Annotated in this window: 12 protein-coding genes; 11 read left to right on the plus strand and 1 reads right to left on the minus strand. The window is 69.0% G+C overall.

Annotated elements, in window-relative coordinates; translation table 11 throughout:
• Positions 1-84: 84 nt before the first annotated feature.
• The 4 genes from gabT to B7K23_RS08000 all read left to right on the plus strand — a co-directional run bounded on the left by gabT (position 85) and on the right by B7K23_RS08000 (position 4,896).
• Positions 85-1,446: a 4-aminobutyrate--2-oxoglutarate transaminase gene (gene gabT, locus B7K23_RS07985; protein ID WP_084125810.1), complete on the plus strand. Its 1,362-nt coding sequence runs from the start codon at positions 85-87 to the stop codon at positions 1,444-1,446.
• Positions 1,443-2,915 (plus strand): NAD-dependent succinate-semialdehyde dehydrogenase, encoded by a 1,473-nt coding sequence (locus B7K23_RS07990; RefSeq protein WP_084125811.1) that lies wholly within the window; start codon positions 1,443-1,445, stop codon positions 2,913-2,915. The genes gabT and B7K23_RS07990 overlap by 4 nt, the downstream gene beginning before the upstream one ends.
• Positions 2,916-2,943: 28 nt before the next feature.
• Positions 2,944-4,314 carry an NAD-dependent succinate-semialdehyde dehydrogenase gene (locus B7K23_RS07995; protein ID WP_084125812.1) on the plus strand — a complete coding sequence of 457 codons (1,371 nt, stop codon included), beginning with the start codon at positions 2,944-2,946 and terminating at the stop codon, positions 4,312-4,314.
• 153 nt (positions 4,315-4,467) lie between these two features.
• Entirely contained in the window at positions 4,468-4,896 is a 429-nt protein-coding gene (locus B7K23_RS08000; protein ID WP_084125813.1) for a rhodanese-like domain-containing protein, read from the plus strand.
• A gap of 153 nt (positions 4,897-5,049) precedes the next feature.
• On the opposite strand, the gene B7K23_RS08005 is transcribed toward B7K23_RS08000, so the two are convergent.
• Complete coding sequence (locus B7K23_RS08005) at positions 5,050-6,075, minus strand: SLAC1 anion channel family protein (protein WP_084125814.1); 1,026 nt, start codon at positions 6,073-6,075, stop codon at positions 5,050-5,052.
• A 349-nt stretch (positions 6,076-6,424) separates the two neighbouring features.
• On the opposite strand from B7K23_RS08005, the gene B7K23_RS08010 reads away from it, so the two are divergent.
• The 7 genes from B7K23_RS08010 (at position 6,425) to B7K23_RS08035 (ending at position 15,713) form a co-directional block, all read left to right on the plus strand.
• Positions 6,425-7,813, plus strand: coding sequence for an OFA family MFS transporter (locus B7K23_RS08010; RefSeq protein WP_084125815.1), 1,389 nt, complete (start codon positions 6,425-6,427; stop codon positions 7,811-7,813).
• A gap of 3 nt (positions 7,814-7,816) precedes the next feature.
• On the plus strand, positions 7,817-7,966 hold the full coding sequence (locus B7K23_RS15715) for a hypothetical protein (RefSeq protein WP_159451358.1): 150 nt from the start codon (positions 7,817-7,819) through the stop codon (positions 7,964-7,966).
• 250 nt (positions 7,967-8,216) lie between these two features.
• Entirely contained in the window at positions 8,217-10,961 is a 2,745-nt protein-coding gene (gene adhE / locus B7K23_RS08015) for a bifunctional acetaldehyde-CoA/alcohol dehydrogenase (RefSeq protein WP_084125816.1), read from the plus strand.
• 129 nt (positions 10,962-11,090) lie between these two features.
• Positions 11,091-12,203 (plus strand): peptide chain release factor 2, encoded by a 1,113-nt coding sequence (gene prfB, locus B7K23_RS08020; protein ID WP_084125817.1) that lies wholly within the window; start codon positions 11,091-11,093, stop codon positions 12,201-12,203.
• 509 nt (positions 12,204-12,712) lie between these two features.
• Complete coding sequence (gene ftsE / locus B7K23_RS08025; RefSeq protein ID WP_084125818.1) at positions 12,713-13,405, plus strand: cell division ATP-binding protein FtsE; 693 nt, start codon at positions 12,713-12,715, stop codon at positions 13,403-13,405.
• Complete coding sequence (gene ftsX, locus B7K23_RS08030) at positions 13,402-14,313, plus strand: permease-like cell division protein FtsX (protein WP_084125819.1); 912 nt, start codon at positions 13,402-13,404, stop codon at positions 14,311-14,313. Before ftsE ends, ftsX begins: the two co-directional genes overlap by 4 nt.
• Entirely contained in the window at positions 14,310-15,713 is a 1,404-nt protein-coding gene (locus B7K23_RS08035; RefSeq protein ID WP_143338158.1) for a M23 family metallopeptidase, read from the plus strand. Before ftsX ends, B7K23_RS08035 begins: the two co-directional genes overlap by 4 nt.
• Positions 15,714-15,815 lie beyond the last annotated feature (102 nt).

Raw genomic sequence — 15,815 nt, forward strand, 5'->3', positions numbered from 1 at the left:
GTCTGCCACTCCGTATAGTGAATCGCCACATCTTGTACATCGCGGCGAATGAGACAAGCGCGCCGCGTGCCTAGGCTCGCCGCTATGAGCACCCTTGAGGCATCCGCCGCCCCCGTTGGTGGGCCGGCCCTGGCGCAGGAGCGCCGACTCGTCACCGCGATCCCCGGACCGCGCTCGCAGGAGATCCTCGCCCGCAAGGCGTCGGCCGTGGCGAAGGGCGTCGCGCACACCGTCCCCGTGGCCGCGGTCGCGGCCGGCGGCGGCGTCGTGGTCGACGCCGACGGCAACTCGCTGATCGACCTGGGCTCCGGCATCGCCGTCACTTCCGTCGGCAACGCCCACCCTGCCGTGGTCAAGGCCGTGCAGGATCAGGCGGCCCAGTTCACGCACACGTGCTTCATGGTGTCGCCCTACGAGGGCTACATCGCGGTCGCCGAGCGCCTCAACGCGCTCACCCCGGGCGACTTCGAGAAGCGCTCGGCCCTGTTCAACACGGGCGCCGAGGCGGTCGAGAACGCGATCAAGATCGCGCGTCACTTCACGGGCCGCGCCGCGGTCGCCGCGTTCGACCACGCGTACCACGGCCGCACCACGCTCACGATGTCGCTCACCGCGAAGGCGATGCCCTACAAGACCGGCTTCGGGCCGTTCGCGCCGGAGATCTACCGCGCCCCGATGTCCTACCCCTTCCGCGACGGCCTCACCGGTCCCGAGGCCGCCAAGAAGGCGATCTCGGTGCTCGAGAAGCAGGTGGGCGGCGACCAGCTCGCCGCGGTCATCATCGAGCCCGTCCAGGGCGAGGGCGGCTTCATCGTCCCCGCCGACGGCTTCCTGCCCGCGATCCAGGAGTGGTGCAACGCGAAGGGCATCGTCCTCATCGCGGACGAGGTCCAGTCGGGCTTCGCTCGCACCGGGACGATGTTCGCCTCCGAGCAGTTCGGCTTCACCCCCGACCTGGTCACCACGGCCAAGGGCATCGCGGGCGGCATGCCGCTCGCGGCTGTCACGGGCCGCGCCGACATCATGGACTCCGCGCACGCGGGCGGCCTCGGCGGCACCTACGGCGGCAACCCCGTCGCGTGCGCCGCCGCGCTCGCGGCCATGGACGTGTACGAGTCCGAGGGCCTCGCCTCCCGCGCGGCCGAGCTCGGCACCCTCATGCGCCTGTCGCTCAACGCGATGAAGGCCGCCGACCCCCGCATCGGCGAGGTGCGCGGCCTCGGCGCGATGATGGCGATCGAGCTCGTCGACCCCGCCACCAAGGAGCCCGACGCAGCACTCGCGAAGGCGGTAGCCGGGACGGCGATCGCCGAGGGCGTCGTCGTCCTCACGTGCGGCACGTACGGCAACGTCCTGCGCTTCCTGCCGCCGCTGTCGATCGGTGACGAGCTCCTCGCCGAGGGCCTCGACGTCGTCGCCGCCGCGCTCGCGAGGGTGAAGGCATGAGCGGGCTCGCCGGCGCCGAGAAGGCCGTCATCGACGCCGTCCCGTTCGGTCTGTACATCGGCGGCGAGTGGCAGCCCTCGTCCACTCAGACGACCTTCGACGTGGTCGACCCCGCGACCGGCGAGGTGCTCACCGCAGTGGCCGACGCGACCCCCGAGGACGCCGTGCGTGCGCTCGACGCCGCCGCGGCGGTCCAGGACGAGTGGGCCGCGACCGCGCCCCGCGTCCGCGGCGAGATCCTCCGCAAGGCCTTCGAGATCGTGCAGGAGCGCAAGGAGGAGCTCGCGCTGCTCATGACGCTCGAGATGGGCAAGCCGCTCGCCGAAGCCAGGGGAGAGGTCGCCTACGGCGGCGAGTTCCTGCGCTGGTTCTCCGAGGAGGCCGTCCGCATCACCGGTCGCTACGGGCTCAACCCGGAAGGCACCGGCCGGATGGTGGTGAGCCAGCGCCCCGTGGGCCCGAGCTACCTCATCACCCCGTGGAACTTCCCGCTCGCGATGGCGACGCGCAAGATCGCACCCGCGCTCGCGGCCGGATGCACCGTGGTCGTGAAGCCCGCGGCCCTCACCCCGCTCACCACCCTCGCGATGGTCGGCATCCTCGAGGAGGCCGGCGTGCCCGCGGGAGTCGTCAACGTCATCACGACGTCCAGCTCGCGCGGCGTGACCGCCCCGCTGCTCGCCGACCCGCGCCTCAAGAAGCTGTCCTTCACCGGCTCGACCGAGGTCGGCCAGGCGCTCATGAAGCAGGCCGCGGATCGGATGCTGCGCGTCTCGATGGAGCTCGGCGGCAATGCGCCGTTCGTCGTCTTCGAGGATGCCGACCTGGACCAGGCGGTCGAGGGCGCGCTCGCCGCGAAGTTCCGCAATATCGGCCAGGCGTGCACCGCGGCCAACCGCTTCATCGTCCACTCGGCCGTCGCCGACGAGTTCGCGCGTCGCGTCACCGAGCGCGTCACCGCGATGCGCGTGGGCCGGGGCACCGAGGACGGCGTGACGATCGGGCCGCTCATCGACGACGCGGCCGTCGCATCGTCCCTGTCCCTCGTGGACGATGCGGTCGCCAAGGGCGCGACGCTCGCCACGGGCGGCGTCGCCGTCGACGGGCCCGGCACGTTCCTGGCCCCGACCGTGCTCACGGACGTCCAGGCGGGCAGCGAGATCCTCGCCAAGGAGATCTTCGGACCCGTGCTCGCGATCGCGACGTTCGACACTGAGGATGAGGCGGTGGCGCTTGCGAACGCCACCGACTACGGCCTCGTGTCGTATGTCTACACCGAGTCGCTCACCCGCGGGCACCGCATGATCGACCGGCTCGAGACCGGGATGATGGGCCTCAACGCCGGGGTCGTCTCCAACGCCGCCGCTCCCTTCGGGGGCGTGAAGATGTCCGGGCTCGGCCGTGAGGGTGGCCTCGAGGGCATCCATGAGTACCTGTCCACGAAGTACACGATGATCCCGGTCGGCTGAGCCCGACCTCCACCACCGAAGGAGAAGCATGTCCGCCTACGCCGTCGTCAACCCCGCCACCGGGGAGACGCTCGCCACGTACCCGACCATGACCGACGCCGAGGTGGAGGTCGCGCTGGCCAAGGCCGACGGCGCCCACAGCGACTGGGCGCGGAAGACCACGCCCGCCGAGCGTGCCGCGCTGATCCGCAAGGTCGCCGAGCTTCACCGTGAGCGTCGCGACGAGCTCGCCGCGATCATCGTGCGCGAGATGGGCAAGCCGCTGTCCCACGCGCTCGGAGAGGTCGACTTCGCGGCCGACATCACCGAGTTCTACGCGGACAACGCGGAGAAGGTCACGGCCGACCAGCCGATCGAGATCCTGGGCGAGGGCACCGCGGTGATCCGTCGCTCGTCGCTCGGCGCGCTGCTCGGCATCATGCCGTGGAACTTCCCCTATTACCAGGTGGCTCGCTTCGCCGCCCCGAACCTCGCGGTCGGCAACACGATCATCCTCAAGCACGCCCCGCAGTGCCCGGAGTCGGCCGCCGCGATCGAGCAGATGTACCTCGACGCTGGCTTCCCCGAGGGGGCGTACGTCAACGTGTACGCCACCAACGAGCAGGCGGCGACGTTCATCGCCGACCCGCGCGTCCAGGGCGTGTCCGTGACCGGCTCGGAGCGTGCCGGCTCGGCCGTCGCCGCGCTCGCGGGCCAGCACCTCAAGAAGGTCGCGCTCGAGCTCGGCGGCTCTGACCCGTTCATCGTGATGTCGACGGATGACATGGACACCGTGGTCGCCGGCGCGATCGAGGCCCGCATGGACAACTCGGGCCAGTCCTGCAACGCGCCCAAGCGCTTCATCATCCTCGACTCGCTCTACGACGAGTTCGCGGAGAAGTTCATCGCCGCGACCAAGGCGACCGTGATGGGCGACCCGTTCGCCGAGGGCTCCGAGATCGGCCCGCTCTCCTCGCTGCTCGCAGCGGAGCGCCTCGAGGCCCAGATCGACAAGGCCGTCGAGCAGGGCGCGACGCTCGTCACCGGCGGCAAGCGCACCGGCGCGTTCTTCGAGCCGACCGTGCTCACCGACGTGGTCAAGGGCATGGACGTGTACAAGGAGGAGCTGTTCGGCCCCGCCTCGACGCTCTACAAGGTGTCCTCCGAAGAGGAGGCGCTCGGGCTCGCCAACGACACCGGCTACGGCCTCGGCTCGTACGTCTTCACCACCGACGCCGAGCAGGCCGAGCGCATGGCCAACGGCATCGACGCGGGCATGGTCTACGTCAACTGCGTGCTCGCCGACAGCCCCGAGCTTCCCTTCGGAGGCGTGAAGCGCTCCGGCACCTCACGCGAGATGGGCCTGCTTGCGGCCGACGAGTTCGTCAACAAGAAGCTGGTCCGCGTCGCTGCGGAGTAGAAGGCTCTGACGGGGCGGCGTCGCGTGGGCTCGGGCCCGGGCGGCGCCGCTTCGTCGCATCGACGGGACCGTCTCCAGGGGACGCATCCGCGGCGCCGGCCGGGAGGCCCGCCGCTTGACGCATCACATACCCCCTGGGGTATTGTGGGCGGCATGAAGAAGCATATCGTCCGCGCCGCACTCGCCGGTGCCCTGCTCACCCTGACCGTCCCCACGCTCGCCGCCTGCTCGGCCGAGACCGCCGCGGTCGAGCCCGCCGACGTCGTCTTCGACGGCTCGCACGTCGGCTACGCGACCTTCGCCGCCGCGACCGAGGTGTCCGGCGTGACCGTGATCGACGTCCGCACCCCGGCGGAGTTCGCCGAGGGTCACCTGCCCGGCGCAGTCAACATCGACGTCAGCGCGGCGACCTTCACCGAGGAGATCGCGGCGCTCGACGCGTCCGCCGACTACGCCGTGTACTGCCGCTCGGGCAACCGCTCGCGCGCGGCGATCGAGACGATGGAGGCCGACGGCTTCACCTCGACGATCGGCCTCGAGGGCGGCATCGGCGCCTGGGAGGGCGAGGTCGTCACCGGCTGATCCCCCCGAGCTGTGACGAAGGCCGGGTCCCCGGGAGGGGCCCGGCCTTCGTCGTCCCCGGCGACTGACGCATCGTCCGTGTCCCGGATCCGTCGCAACTGCCGCATCGTCCGTGTCCCCGGGTGGCACAGGGACGATGCGGCAGGCGCCAGGTCAGGCAGCCGGGCCGGGGCTAGGGGGAGCGGGCTCCGGGGCCGTGAGCTCCCCGCGGGCTCCCGCGACGACGGTGCGGACCGCCATTGCCGCGACGAGCACCGTGGTGATGGCGAGTGTTGCACCGCCGATCCATGTCCACCAGGAGGTTTCGGCGCCCGCCTGGAGGAAGGCGCGCGTGGCCGCCGCGAGCGGGAACGTGTAGGCCCACGCGGACACCGCCCACGGCGCCTTGCTGAGCGACGCGCTCTGGACCGCGAGCAGGCAGACCTGGAACAGCGTGACGCCGAGGAGGACGCGGGCCATCGGGTCGTCCCATGCGCCACCGAGGCGAACCCATGCCAGGCTCGCGACCGCGGGCGGCGCGACCAGGATCGCGAGGGTCGGCGCGAGCCGAGGCGGGATGACGCCGGCGACGAAGAGGCGGGCGAGCACGACGGGCAGGAGGCCCAGCCAGTAGACGATGCCGACACCGAAGAACAGCCAGTTGAGGTCCGCGCCGGCGTGCTCCACTCCCGCGAGCGGCACGACGAGGTTGCCGACGATCGGGATGAACCACGCCGGGTGGATGTGGAACTGCTTGATGCTCGCGTCGGAGATCCAGCGGTGCATGACGAAGAGCGTCGCGGAGGCCTGGCCGACCGCGCCGGCCCACCACAGCACCGTCGAGGCCGTCCCGTTCACGTGCAGCAGTGCGGTCGCGGTGATGAGCGCGCCGATCGGGATCGTCGCGATGAACGCCGCCTTGACCGGGTGCGTGGCCTCGGCGCGCACGGCGGCGGGGTGGCGCAGCGCCTTGGCTCCGTAGGCGAGCGAGGCGACCGCGAGCACGCCGAGCGCGGTCCACGCGAGGACATCCCCGATCGCCTCCGGCACTGGCCAGTGTGCGGCCGCCCCCTGCCAGGCGAGCGCGAGCCCGCCGATCCCCATCACCGAGGCGAAGATCCCGACGGGGAGGTGGTGCAGTCCGGATCCTTCGTGCGATGCCGCGGGGCTCGGCGGGTGGGTGTCCTGCGTGGTGGTCATGGGTCCTCCTCAGGGCGTCGATCTCGGCACCTTCAATACCCCCCAGGGTATGCACGGAGGGGCTGGGGGTCCACTGGGCACAAGGTCCTAGATCTCCGCCGATCGCACGCGGGCCGACGCTCGTCGCGAATACTCCACGAAACGGCGACAGTTCACACGTGAAGGAGTGTTGTCAAGCCAGAACGGGCCCTGGTACCCGATGTCTCGATGGATTTCTCCCTCCGACAGCCAAAAGCCGGACCTAGGTCCCTTCGTTCTCAGTTCCCCGACCGCGAGCATGGGCAACACGGAGCAACGGGGCCCCGGACAGCGTGGTTCGCGGCCAGTTGCTCCTCGAAGGGAGACAACGATGTCCGTCCTCGACCGAGAGCGCACGGTTGCGCCACCCGGGTACAACCGGTGGCTCGTCCCGCCGGCGGCGCTCGCCGTCCACCTGAGCATCGGCCAGGTGTACGCCTACTCCGTCCTGAAGCCCGCGCTGCTTGAGCACTTCGACGCATCCCACACGCAGATCGGTGTCATCTTCTCGATCTCCATCGTGATGCTCGGCCTGTCCGCGGCGTTCGGCGGCCGGTGGATGGAGCGCAACGGGCCGCGCAAGACCATGGTGATCTCCGCGCTGGCGTGGTGCAGCGGCTTCGCCGTGGCGGCGCTCGGCGTAGCGATCGGTCAGCTCTGGGTGGTCTATCTCGGCTACGGCTTCATCGGCGGCATCGGCCTGGGGCTCGGCTACATCTCGCCGGTCTCGACGCTCATCAAGTGGTTCCCCGACCGGCCAGGCCTCGCGACCGGGCTCGCGATCATGGGCTTCGGCGGCGGCGCGATGCTCGCGGCTCCTCTGAGCCAGTTCATGCTGAGCAACTACGCCGCGACCGAGTCCGAGGCGCTCGTCCCGACATACCTCACGTTGGGTGCCATCTACAGCGTGTTGATGCTGCTCGGCGCGGCCGTCGTCCGCGTTCCGCCGAAGGGCTACGTCCCGGAGGGGTGGGAGCCGTCGGAGCACGTCTCCAAGGTCTCGAGCGGCGGGCAGGTTAGCGCCAAGAACGCGATCAAGACCTTCTCCTTCTGGATGCTGTGGCTCGTGCTGTTCACCAACGTGACCGCGGGCATCGGCATCCTCGAGAACGCCAAGCCGATGATCGAGGACTACTTCCCGGCGGTCACCGCCGCTGCGGCCGCGGGCTTCGTCGGGCTGCTGTCCCTCGCGAACATGGGCGGCCGCATCGGCTGGTCGAGCCTGTCCGACGTGATCGGCCGCAAGTCCACCTACGTGATGTACCTCGGGGTCGGAGCGCTCGCGTATACCGCGGTCGCGCTGTTCGGGCCGGCGAACCTCACGCTGTTCGTGCTGCTCGTGGTGCTGATCATCTCCTTCTACGGCGGAGGCTTCGCGACCATCCCCGCCTACCTGAAGGACGTGTTCGGGGAGTTCGAGGTGGGCGCGATCCACGGGCGCCTGCTCACCGCGTGGTCAGCGGCCGGCGTCGCGGGCCCGCTCATCATCAACGGCGTCCTGGACCTGCTCGAGGCTCAGGGCCTGAGCGGCGCCGACCTCTACCGGCCGTCGCTGCTGGTGATGGTCGGCATCCTGCTCGTCGGGTTCGTGGCGAACCTGCTGGTGCGGCCGGTGTCCGCGAAGTGGCACGAGCACGCCGACGCGGTTCCTGACCATGAGCGGCACCAGTCGCTGGCGAAGGGGACCCCCGCCTACGCGGGGGCCAGGAAGGAGAGCTGAGCCATGGCTGACAAGACGGACACGACAGGCAAGGGCAAGCCGACGACGGGCTCCAACCCGCTCGCGTATGTGCTGTGGGCGCTGGTGGCGACGGGTCTGGTCTACGGCGTGACCATGACCGCGGTGAAGGCTGTGGTGCTCTTCACCGGATGACCTGCAGGAGGGGCGGACGGGGCGGGTTCGATGAGATCGGGCCCGCCTCGTCGCTTTCGTTTACGGGTGTTCAGAAGCACTCATTTCCGATCGAAATGGCTGGAAAATACACCCCCGGGGGCATATAAACCCCCTGGTATTTGGGCCCATGGTCCCCGGGACCTTGGCACCGAGCATGTGGCGTTGATCCGTCTTACATTTCTATGTGTCGGGACCCGATGGGGGAACCCGGTAGAGGAGAGAGTGAGAGATGACCACCACAGCCCCGGACCAGAAGGCCGATGCTCCCGCCCAGGCGGTCGATGTCGCGGCTTCCATCGACAAGCTTGTCGAGCAGGCGCAGGTCGCGCTGCAGCAGTACAGCACCTTCACGCAGGACGACGTCGACCTTCTCGTGAAGAAGGCCTCCGTCGCCGCGCTGAACCAGCACGGCGAGCTCGCCGTCCTCGCGGTCGAGGAGACCGGCCGAGGCGTGTTCGAGGACAAGGCCGTCAAGAACATCTTCGCGTGTGAGCACGTGACCCACTCGATGGCCCCCATGAAGACCGTGGGCATCATCAACGAGGACCCGATCAAGGGCATCATCGAGATCGCGGAGCCCGTCGGCGTCGTCGCCGGTGTCACCCCCGTGACCAACCCGACCTCGACCGCGATCTTCAAGTCGCTCATCGCGCTCAAGACCCGCAACCCGATCATCTTCGCGTTCCACCCGAACGCTCAGAAGTCGTCGGTCGCCGCCGCCAAGATCGTGCGCGACGCCGCGATCGCCGCGGGCGCCCCCGAGTTCTGCATCCAGTGGGTCGAGACCCCCTCCATCGAGGCCACAGGCGAGCTCATGAACCACGACGGTGTCGCGCTGATCCTCGCCACCGGTGGAAACGCCATGGTGAAGGCGGCCTACAGCTGCGGCAAGCCCGCGCTCGGCGTCGGTGCCGGAAACGTCCCGGCCTACGTCCACAAGTCGGCCAACCTCGACCGTTCGATCAACGACCTCGTCATCTCCAAGGCGTTCGACAACGGCATGGTGTGCGCCTCCGAGCAGGCCGTGATCCTGGACGCGGAGATCTACGACGAGGCGCTGAGCCTCTTCGGCCGTCTCCACGCCTACAAGGCCACCGCGGCCGAGAAGACGATGCTCGAGGAGTTCATCTTCGGCGTCGCCGCGAACGGCGAGAACTGCGCCGGTGCGAAGCTCAACCCGAACGTGGTCGGCAAGACCCCGCAGTGGATCGCCGAGCAGGCGGGCTTCGAGGTTCCCGAGGAGACGTCGATCATCCTCGCCGAGGTCTCGACCGTCGGCGACAGCGAGCCGCTGACCCGCGAGAAGCTGGCCCCGGTGCTCGCCGTCCTCAAGTCGGAGACCACCGAGCAGGGTCTCGACTACGCCAAGCGCATGGTCGAGTTCAACGGCCTCGGTCACTCGGCCGCGATCCACGCGCAGGACGACGAGCTCATCAAGGACTTCGGCAAGATCTGCAAGGCGAGCCGCATCCTCGTCAACTCGCCTTCCTCGCACGGCGGCATCGGCGACATCTACAACGCCCTGATGCCCTCGCTGACGCTCGGCTGCGGCTCGTACGGCCGCAACTCGGTCTCCGCGAACGTCACCGCGGTCAACCTGATCAACGTGAAGCGCATCGCCCGGAGGAACAACAACATGCAGTGGTTCAAGGTGCCGGCGAAGACCTACTTCGAGCCCAACGCGATCCAGTACCTCATGGACATGAACGGCGTGAACCGCGTGACGATCGTCACCGACGCGACCATGACGCAGATCGGCATCGTGGACAAGGTCCTCGACATGCTGCAGCGTCGTGAGAACCCGGTCTCGGTCCAGATCATCGACAACGTCGAGCCCGAGCCGAGCGTCTCGACCGTGCGCAAGGGCACCGAGACGATGCGTGCCTTCAAGCCGGACACGATCATCGCCGTCGGCGGTGGCTCGCCCATGGATGCCGCGAAGGTCATGTGGCTGCTGTACGAGCACCCGGACATCGACTTCGCCGACCTCAAGGAGAAGTTCTTCGACGTCCGCAAGCGCGCCTTCCAGTTCCCGAAGCTGGGCGAGCTCGCCAAGCTGGTGTGCATCCCGACCACGTCGGGCACCGGCTCCGAGGTGACGCCGTTCGCGGTGATCTCCGACCCGGAGAACGGCCGCAAGTACCCGCTCGCGGACTACGCGCTCACGCCGACCGTCGCGATCGTGGACCCGGTCCTCACCGCGAACCTCCCGTCGCGCGTCGCCGCGGACTCCGGTCTGGACGCCCTGACGCACGCCACCGAGGCGTTCGTCTCGGTCTACGCCAACGACTACACCGACGGCCTGTGCCTGCAGGCCATCAAGATGGTCTTCGACAACCTTGAGACCTCGGTGCAGGAGGGCGGCGCCGCGATCAAGGCCCGCGAGAAGATGCACAACGCCGCGACGATCGCCGGTATGGCGTTCGCCAACGCGTTCCTGGGTCTGGTGCACGCGATGTCGCACGTGACCGGCTCGACGTTCCACGTCGCGCACGGCCGCACCAACTCCATCTACCTGCCCCACGTCATCCGCTACAACGGCAAGGTCCCGACCAAGCCGACCTCGTGGCCCAAGGCCGAGTCCTACGTGGCGCCCGAGCGCTACCAGATGATCGCGAAGCACCTCGGTCTGCCGGCCTCGACCCCCGAGGAGGGCATCGAGTCCTACGCCAACGCGTGCGCCGAGCTGCGCGCCAAGTGCGGCGTCGAGGGCTCCTTCCAGGAGGTCGGCGTCGACGAGGCCGAGTTCATGGCCTCGCTCGACACGCTCGCGATGAACGCCTACGCCGACCAGTGCGCGCCGGCCAACCCGCGTCTGCCGATCCTCGAGGACATGAAGATCATGATGGAGGCCGCGTACTACGGCACCTCCTTCGACGAGGTGGTCGCGAACCGCAAGGCCAAGAAGGAGGCCGACAAGGCCCCCGCCAAGGCTTCTGCGAAGAAGGCCGCCGCCAAGAAGGCCGCCAAGTAGCGCCAGATCTGCGCGCCGGCTCGGGATACGGCTGACGCGCACCGGAAGGCCCCGGCTCCTCACAAGGGGGTCGGGGCCTTCCGCTGTCCCGGGGAGGTCCCGTGCGGGCGGCCACTAGACTGTCTGTTCGTGGCTACTGAATTCCCTGTCGAGATCGCGGCGCTGCGCAACACCTTCGAGCAGATCGAGGCGGTGCTCGACCCGACGAAGCTCAGGGAGCGGATCGCGGACCTCGAGGAGAAGGCCGCCGCTCCCGACCTCTGGGATGACCAGGAGAACGCCCAGGCCGTCACGAGCGCGCTGAGCGCCGCGAACTCCGAGCTCAACCGCGTCACGGGCTTCGGCCGCCGGATCGACGACCTCGAGGTGCTGATCGAGATGGGCGAGGAGGCCGACGACGAGGAGACCCTCGCCGAGGCCGAGGCCGAGCTCGAGAAGCTCAAGAAGGACCTGTCCGCGATGGAGGTCCGCACCCTCATGAACGGCGAGTGGGACGAGCGCAACGCCGTCGTCACGATCCGCTCCGGTGCGGGCGGCGACGACGCCACCGACTTCGCCGAGATGCTGCTGCGCATGTACCTGCGCTGGGCCGAGCGTCACGGCTACCAGACCAAGGTGCTCGACACCTCCTACGCGGAGGGCGCCGGCATCAAGTCCGCGACCTTCGAGCTCAACGCGCCGTACGCGTTCGGCACGCTGTCGGTCGAGGCGGGCACGCACCGCCTCGCCCGCATCAGCCCGTTCGGCTCGGCCGACAAGCGCCAGACCAGCTTCGCGGCGGTCGAGGTGATCCCGCAGATCGAGTCGACCGACCACATCGACGTGCCCGAGGCAGACATCAAGGTCGACGTCTTCCGCTCGTCCGGCCCCGGCGGCCAGTCGGTCAACACGACCGACTCCGCGGTCCGCATCACGCACCTTCCCAGCGGCATCGTCGTGTCGATGCAGGACGAGAAGTCGCAGATCCAGAACCGTGCCGCCGCGATGCGCGTCCTCCAGTCGCGCCTGCTGCTCCTCAAGAAGGAGGAGGAGGCCGCGCAGAAGAAGGAGCTCGCGGGCGACATCAAGGCAAGCTGGGGCGACCAGATGCGCTCGTACTTCCTCTACGGCCAGCAGCTCGTCAAGGACCTGCGCACCGGCCACGAGGTCGGCAACCCGCAGACCGTCTTCGACGGCGATCTCGACGGCTTCATCGACGCGGGCATCCGCTGGCGCCGCGCGCAGCAGTCCGAGCAGGACTGACCCCGCACCGGAGCGCCGCGGTGCAGTTCTGCACGCGGCTGTGAATCGTGGTGCGGGTGAGGCGCTGGAGAAACCTCGTGCGTCTCTGCATCCTCACCAGTTACGGGTGCGTGCAGAACTGCACGCCATGAGGCGCCGATGCGCCTGCATCGCCCGCCGGTGACCGCCGCCTGACACTGTGAACCACTCTCGCCTCCGGCGCGCGATCGTGTCGCGGGACGATGCGGGGTGTCGCCGGGGTGTCGTCGCTCGGATTGGTTCGAACTGTCCGGGCCGGGCGGGGCGGAGTGCTGGGGGAGGGCGCGCAGTGTCCGTGCGCTCCGAGCCCAGGGACGATGCGACGGTCGGGCGGGAGGGCGCGGCCGCGCTGTGCGGGGAACGAATGGGACGTATCACCGCAGTGTGATTCTTCGGACACGAAGGGGGCGGCGTGGCCTCCCAGGACGTACCGTGTGGTTGCTTACGATGCATGAAGGAGGCGTGGGTCCGTCCCCCCGCGCCACGTCACTGTGATTCGTCTAGAGAACGTCAGCAAGGTGTACTCGCGAGGTGCGAGACCCGCGCTCGAAGGCATCGATGTCGAGATCGAGCGCGGGGACTTCGTGTTCCTCGTGGGCTCGTCCGGCTCCGGTAAGTCGACCTTCCTCAAGCTCATCCTGCGCGAGGAGCGCCCGACCGGCGGCGACGTCTACGTCGCCGGCCGTCACCTCAACCGCCTCACGTCGTGGCGGGTGCCCCACCTGCGCCGCGAGATCGGCGCGGTGTTCCAGGACTTCCGCCTGCTCCCGAACAAGACCGTCTACCAGAACGTCGCCTTCGCGCTTCAGGTGATCGGCAAGGGACGGCGCGACATCGAGTCGACCGTGCCCGAGATGCTCGAGCTCGTCGGCCTGGCCGGCAAGGAGCGGCGCATGCCGCACGAGCTGTCTGGTGGTGAGCAGCAGCGCGTCGCGATCGCGCGCGCGTTCGTGAACCGGCCCCCGATCCTGCTGTGCGATGAGCCGACCGGAAACCTGGACCCGGGCACCTCGGTCGGCATCATGCGCCTCCTGGACCGCATCAACCGCACCGGCACGACAGTGATGATGGCGACCCACGACGACGAGATCGTCGACCAGATGCGCAAGCGCGTCATCGAGCTCAAGGGCGGACACCTGGTCCGCGACCAGGACCGCGGCGTCTACGGGCTGGAGCGCGCATGAGGCTTCAGTTCATCCTCGGCGAGGTCATCAACGGCCTGCGCCGCAACTCGACCATGGCCCTGTCGGTCGTGCTCGTCACCTTCGTGTCGCTCACCTTCGTGGGCTCGGCCGCGCTCATCCAGACGCAGATCGGCCAGCTGCAGGACGACTGGTACGGCAAGGTCGAGGTGTCGATCTTCCTGTGCCCCACGGACTCGGTGAACGAGCAGTGCGCACAGGGGGAGGCGACCCCCGCACAGGAGGACGCGATCCTCGAGGTGCTTGAGACCGGCGCGGTCGCGGACCTCGTCGACACCGTCACGTACGAGTCGAAGGAGGAGGCCTACGAGAACTTCGCCGCGCGGGCCGACAACTCGCTCGTCCAGTACCTGACCGCGGACGACATGCAGGCGAGCTTCCGCGTGAAGCTCCTCGACCCCTCGCAGTTCCAGGTCGTCGCCGACGCGACGCAGGGTCTGTCCGGTGTCGAGTCGGTGCAGGACCAGCGCGAGATCTTCGACAACCTCTTCGCGTTCCTCAACGCCGCGACGCTCGTGGCGGCCGGTCTCGCGGCCGTGATGCTGCTCACCGCGGTCCTGCTGATCACCACGACCGTGCGGCTCTCCGCACTCAGTCGCAAACGTGAGACTACGATCATGAAGATGGTCGGATCGTCGAGGACGCTGATTCAGCTCCCGTTCATGCTTGAGGGCGCGGTCGCCGCGACGACGGGCGCCATCCTCGCGACCGTCGGCCTGTGGTTCGGGGTCCAGTACCTGGTCCAGGACTGGTTGAGCTCCTCCGTGGGCTGGGTCGACTACGTCACCGGCGACGACGTGCTCGCGATCGCGCCATGGCTCGTCCTCATCGCCTTCGGACTCGCGGCGGCCGCCTCGCTGCTCACGCTCGGGAGGTACACGCGCGCATGAGGACCCCACCGCGTCGTCTCGTCTCCCTCCTGGCCGCGATCCTCGCGGCCGCGATCGGCGGCGGCCTGCTCGTCGGCAGCGCCGCGGCCACCGCGCCGACCACCGTCGGCTCGTCCTCGTACGACGACGAGATCGCCGACGCCAAGAAGGAGCAGGCCTCGAACGCCGAGGCGCTCGAGGAGCTCCAGTCCAGCCTCGAGGACACCAATCAGGAGATCGCCGAGGCGACCGAGAAGCTCGCTGCCCTCGAGAGCGAGCTGCCCGGCCTGCGCAAGGCGCTCCGCGCCGCGAAGAAGAAGTACGCCGCCGCGCAGGAGGCCTACGACGCCGCGCTCGTCGAGCAGCAGATCGTCGCCGACAGGCTCGCCGCCGCGCAGGCGCAGGAGGAGGCCCTGGGCGACGAGATCGCGGAGGACGAGGACCGCGTCGCGGCGATCCGCGAGGCGCTCGCGGTGATCGCCCGCGACAGCTACACGGGTGCGGACATCTCAAGCCTGGCGGTCGTGCTCGGCGCCGAGTCCTCGGACGACTTCGTCGATGACTACGCGGCGCGCGATGCCGCCGCGCGGGTGCAGGCCAACGCCCTCGCCGAGATGGAGGAGATCGCCGCGGTCAACCGCAACCGCGAGTCCCGCCAGGAGGCCGTGCGCGAGGAGATCGAGCGGCTCAAGGTGAAGGCCGACCAGCTCGTCATCGAGACCGAGGCGGCCAAGCTCGCGGCCAAGGAGGCCAAGGAGAACGCCGCCGCGAAGAAGGCGAAGGTCGAGTCGGCCGTGGCCGAGCAGGAGGAGCTCACGGCCTACCTCGAGTCGCAGCGCGACTCCTACCTCGCTCAGCAGAACAAGCTTCAGTCGCAGCAGGAGTCGGTGCGCGACGAGCTGCGCAGGCTCCTCACCAAGGCCGCGGCCGAGGAGGCCGCGGCCGCGGCGGCCGCCAAGAAGAAGCAGCAGGGCTCGAGCTCCGGGTCGAGCGCCTCGGTCGGCAGCAACGGAAGTGTCCTCGCGTTCCCCACCAAGGTGCCCTACATCACCTCGAGCTACGGCATGCGCTACCACCCCGTCTACCACTACTGGCGCCTGCACGCGGGAACGGACTTCCGCGCCTACTGCGGCACGCCGATCTATGCGGCCGCCGATGGCACGGTCATGTGGTCCCAGTGGCGCGCCGGGTTCGGCAACCAGGTGATGCTCAACAACGGCACCTATCAGGGCAAGACGTTCGCGACGAGCTACAACCACCTCACCAGCTTCGCGGTGAGCTCGGGCGACGTGGTGCTCCAGGGCGACCTCATCGGCTACTCGGGCAACACCGGCACCGGAACGGCCTGCCACCTCCACTTCGAGGTGTACCTCAACGGGTCGACGGTGAACCCGATGTCGATCCTGCCGTCGATCAGCTGAGCCGTTCTCCCGGACGCTGCGGGGGTGACCTCGCCGTCCCGGGTCGCCGTCGCATCGTCCCTTGACACCGTGGCCTATGCTGGGAGGTCCGTGTCAGCGCGC

Source organism: Demequina sp. NBRC 110054 (genome assembly GCF_002090115.1).
GTDB lineage: Bacteria > Actinomycetota > Actinomycetes > Actinomycetales > Demequinaceae > Demequina.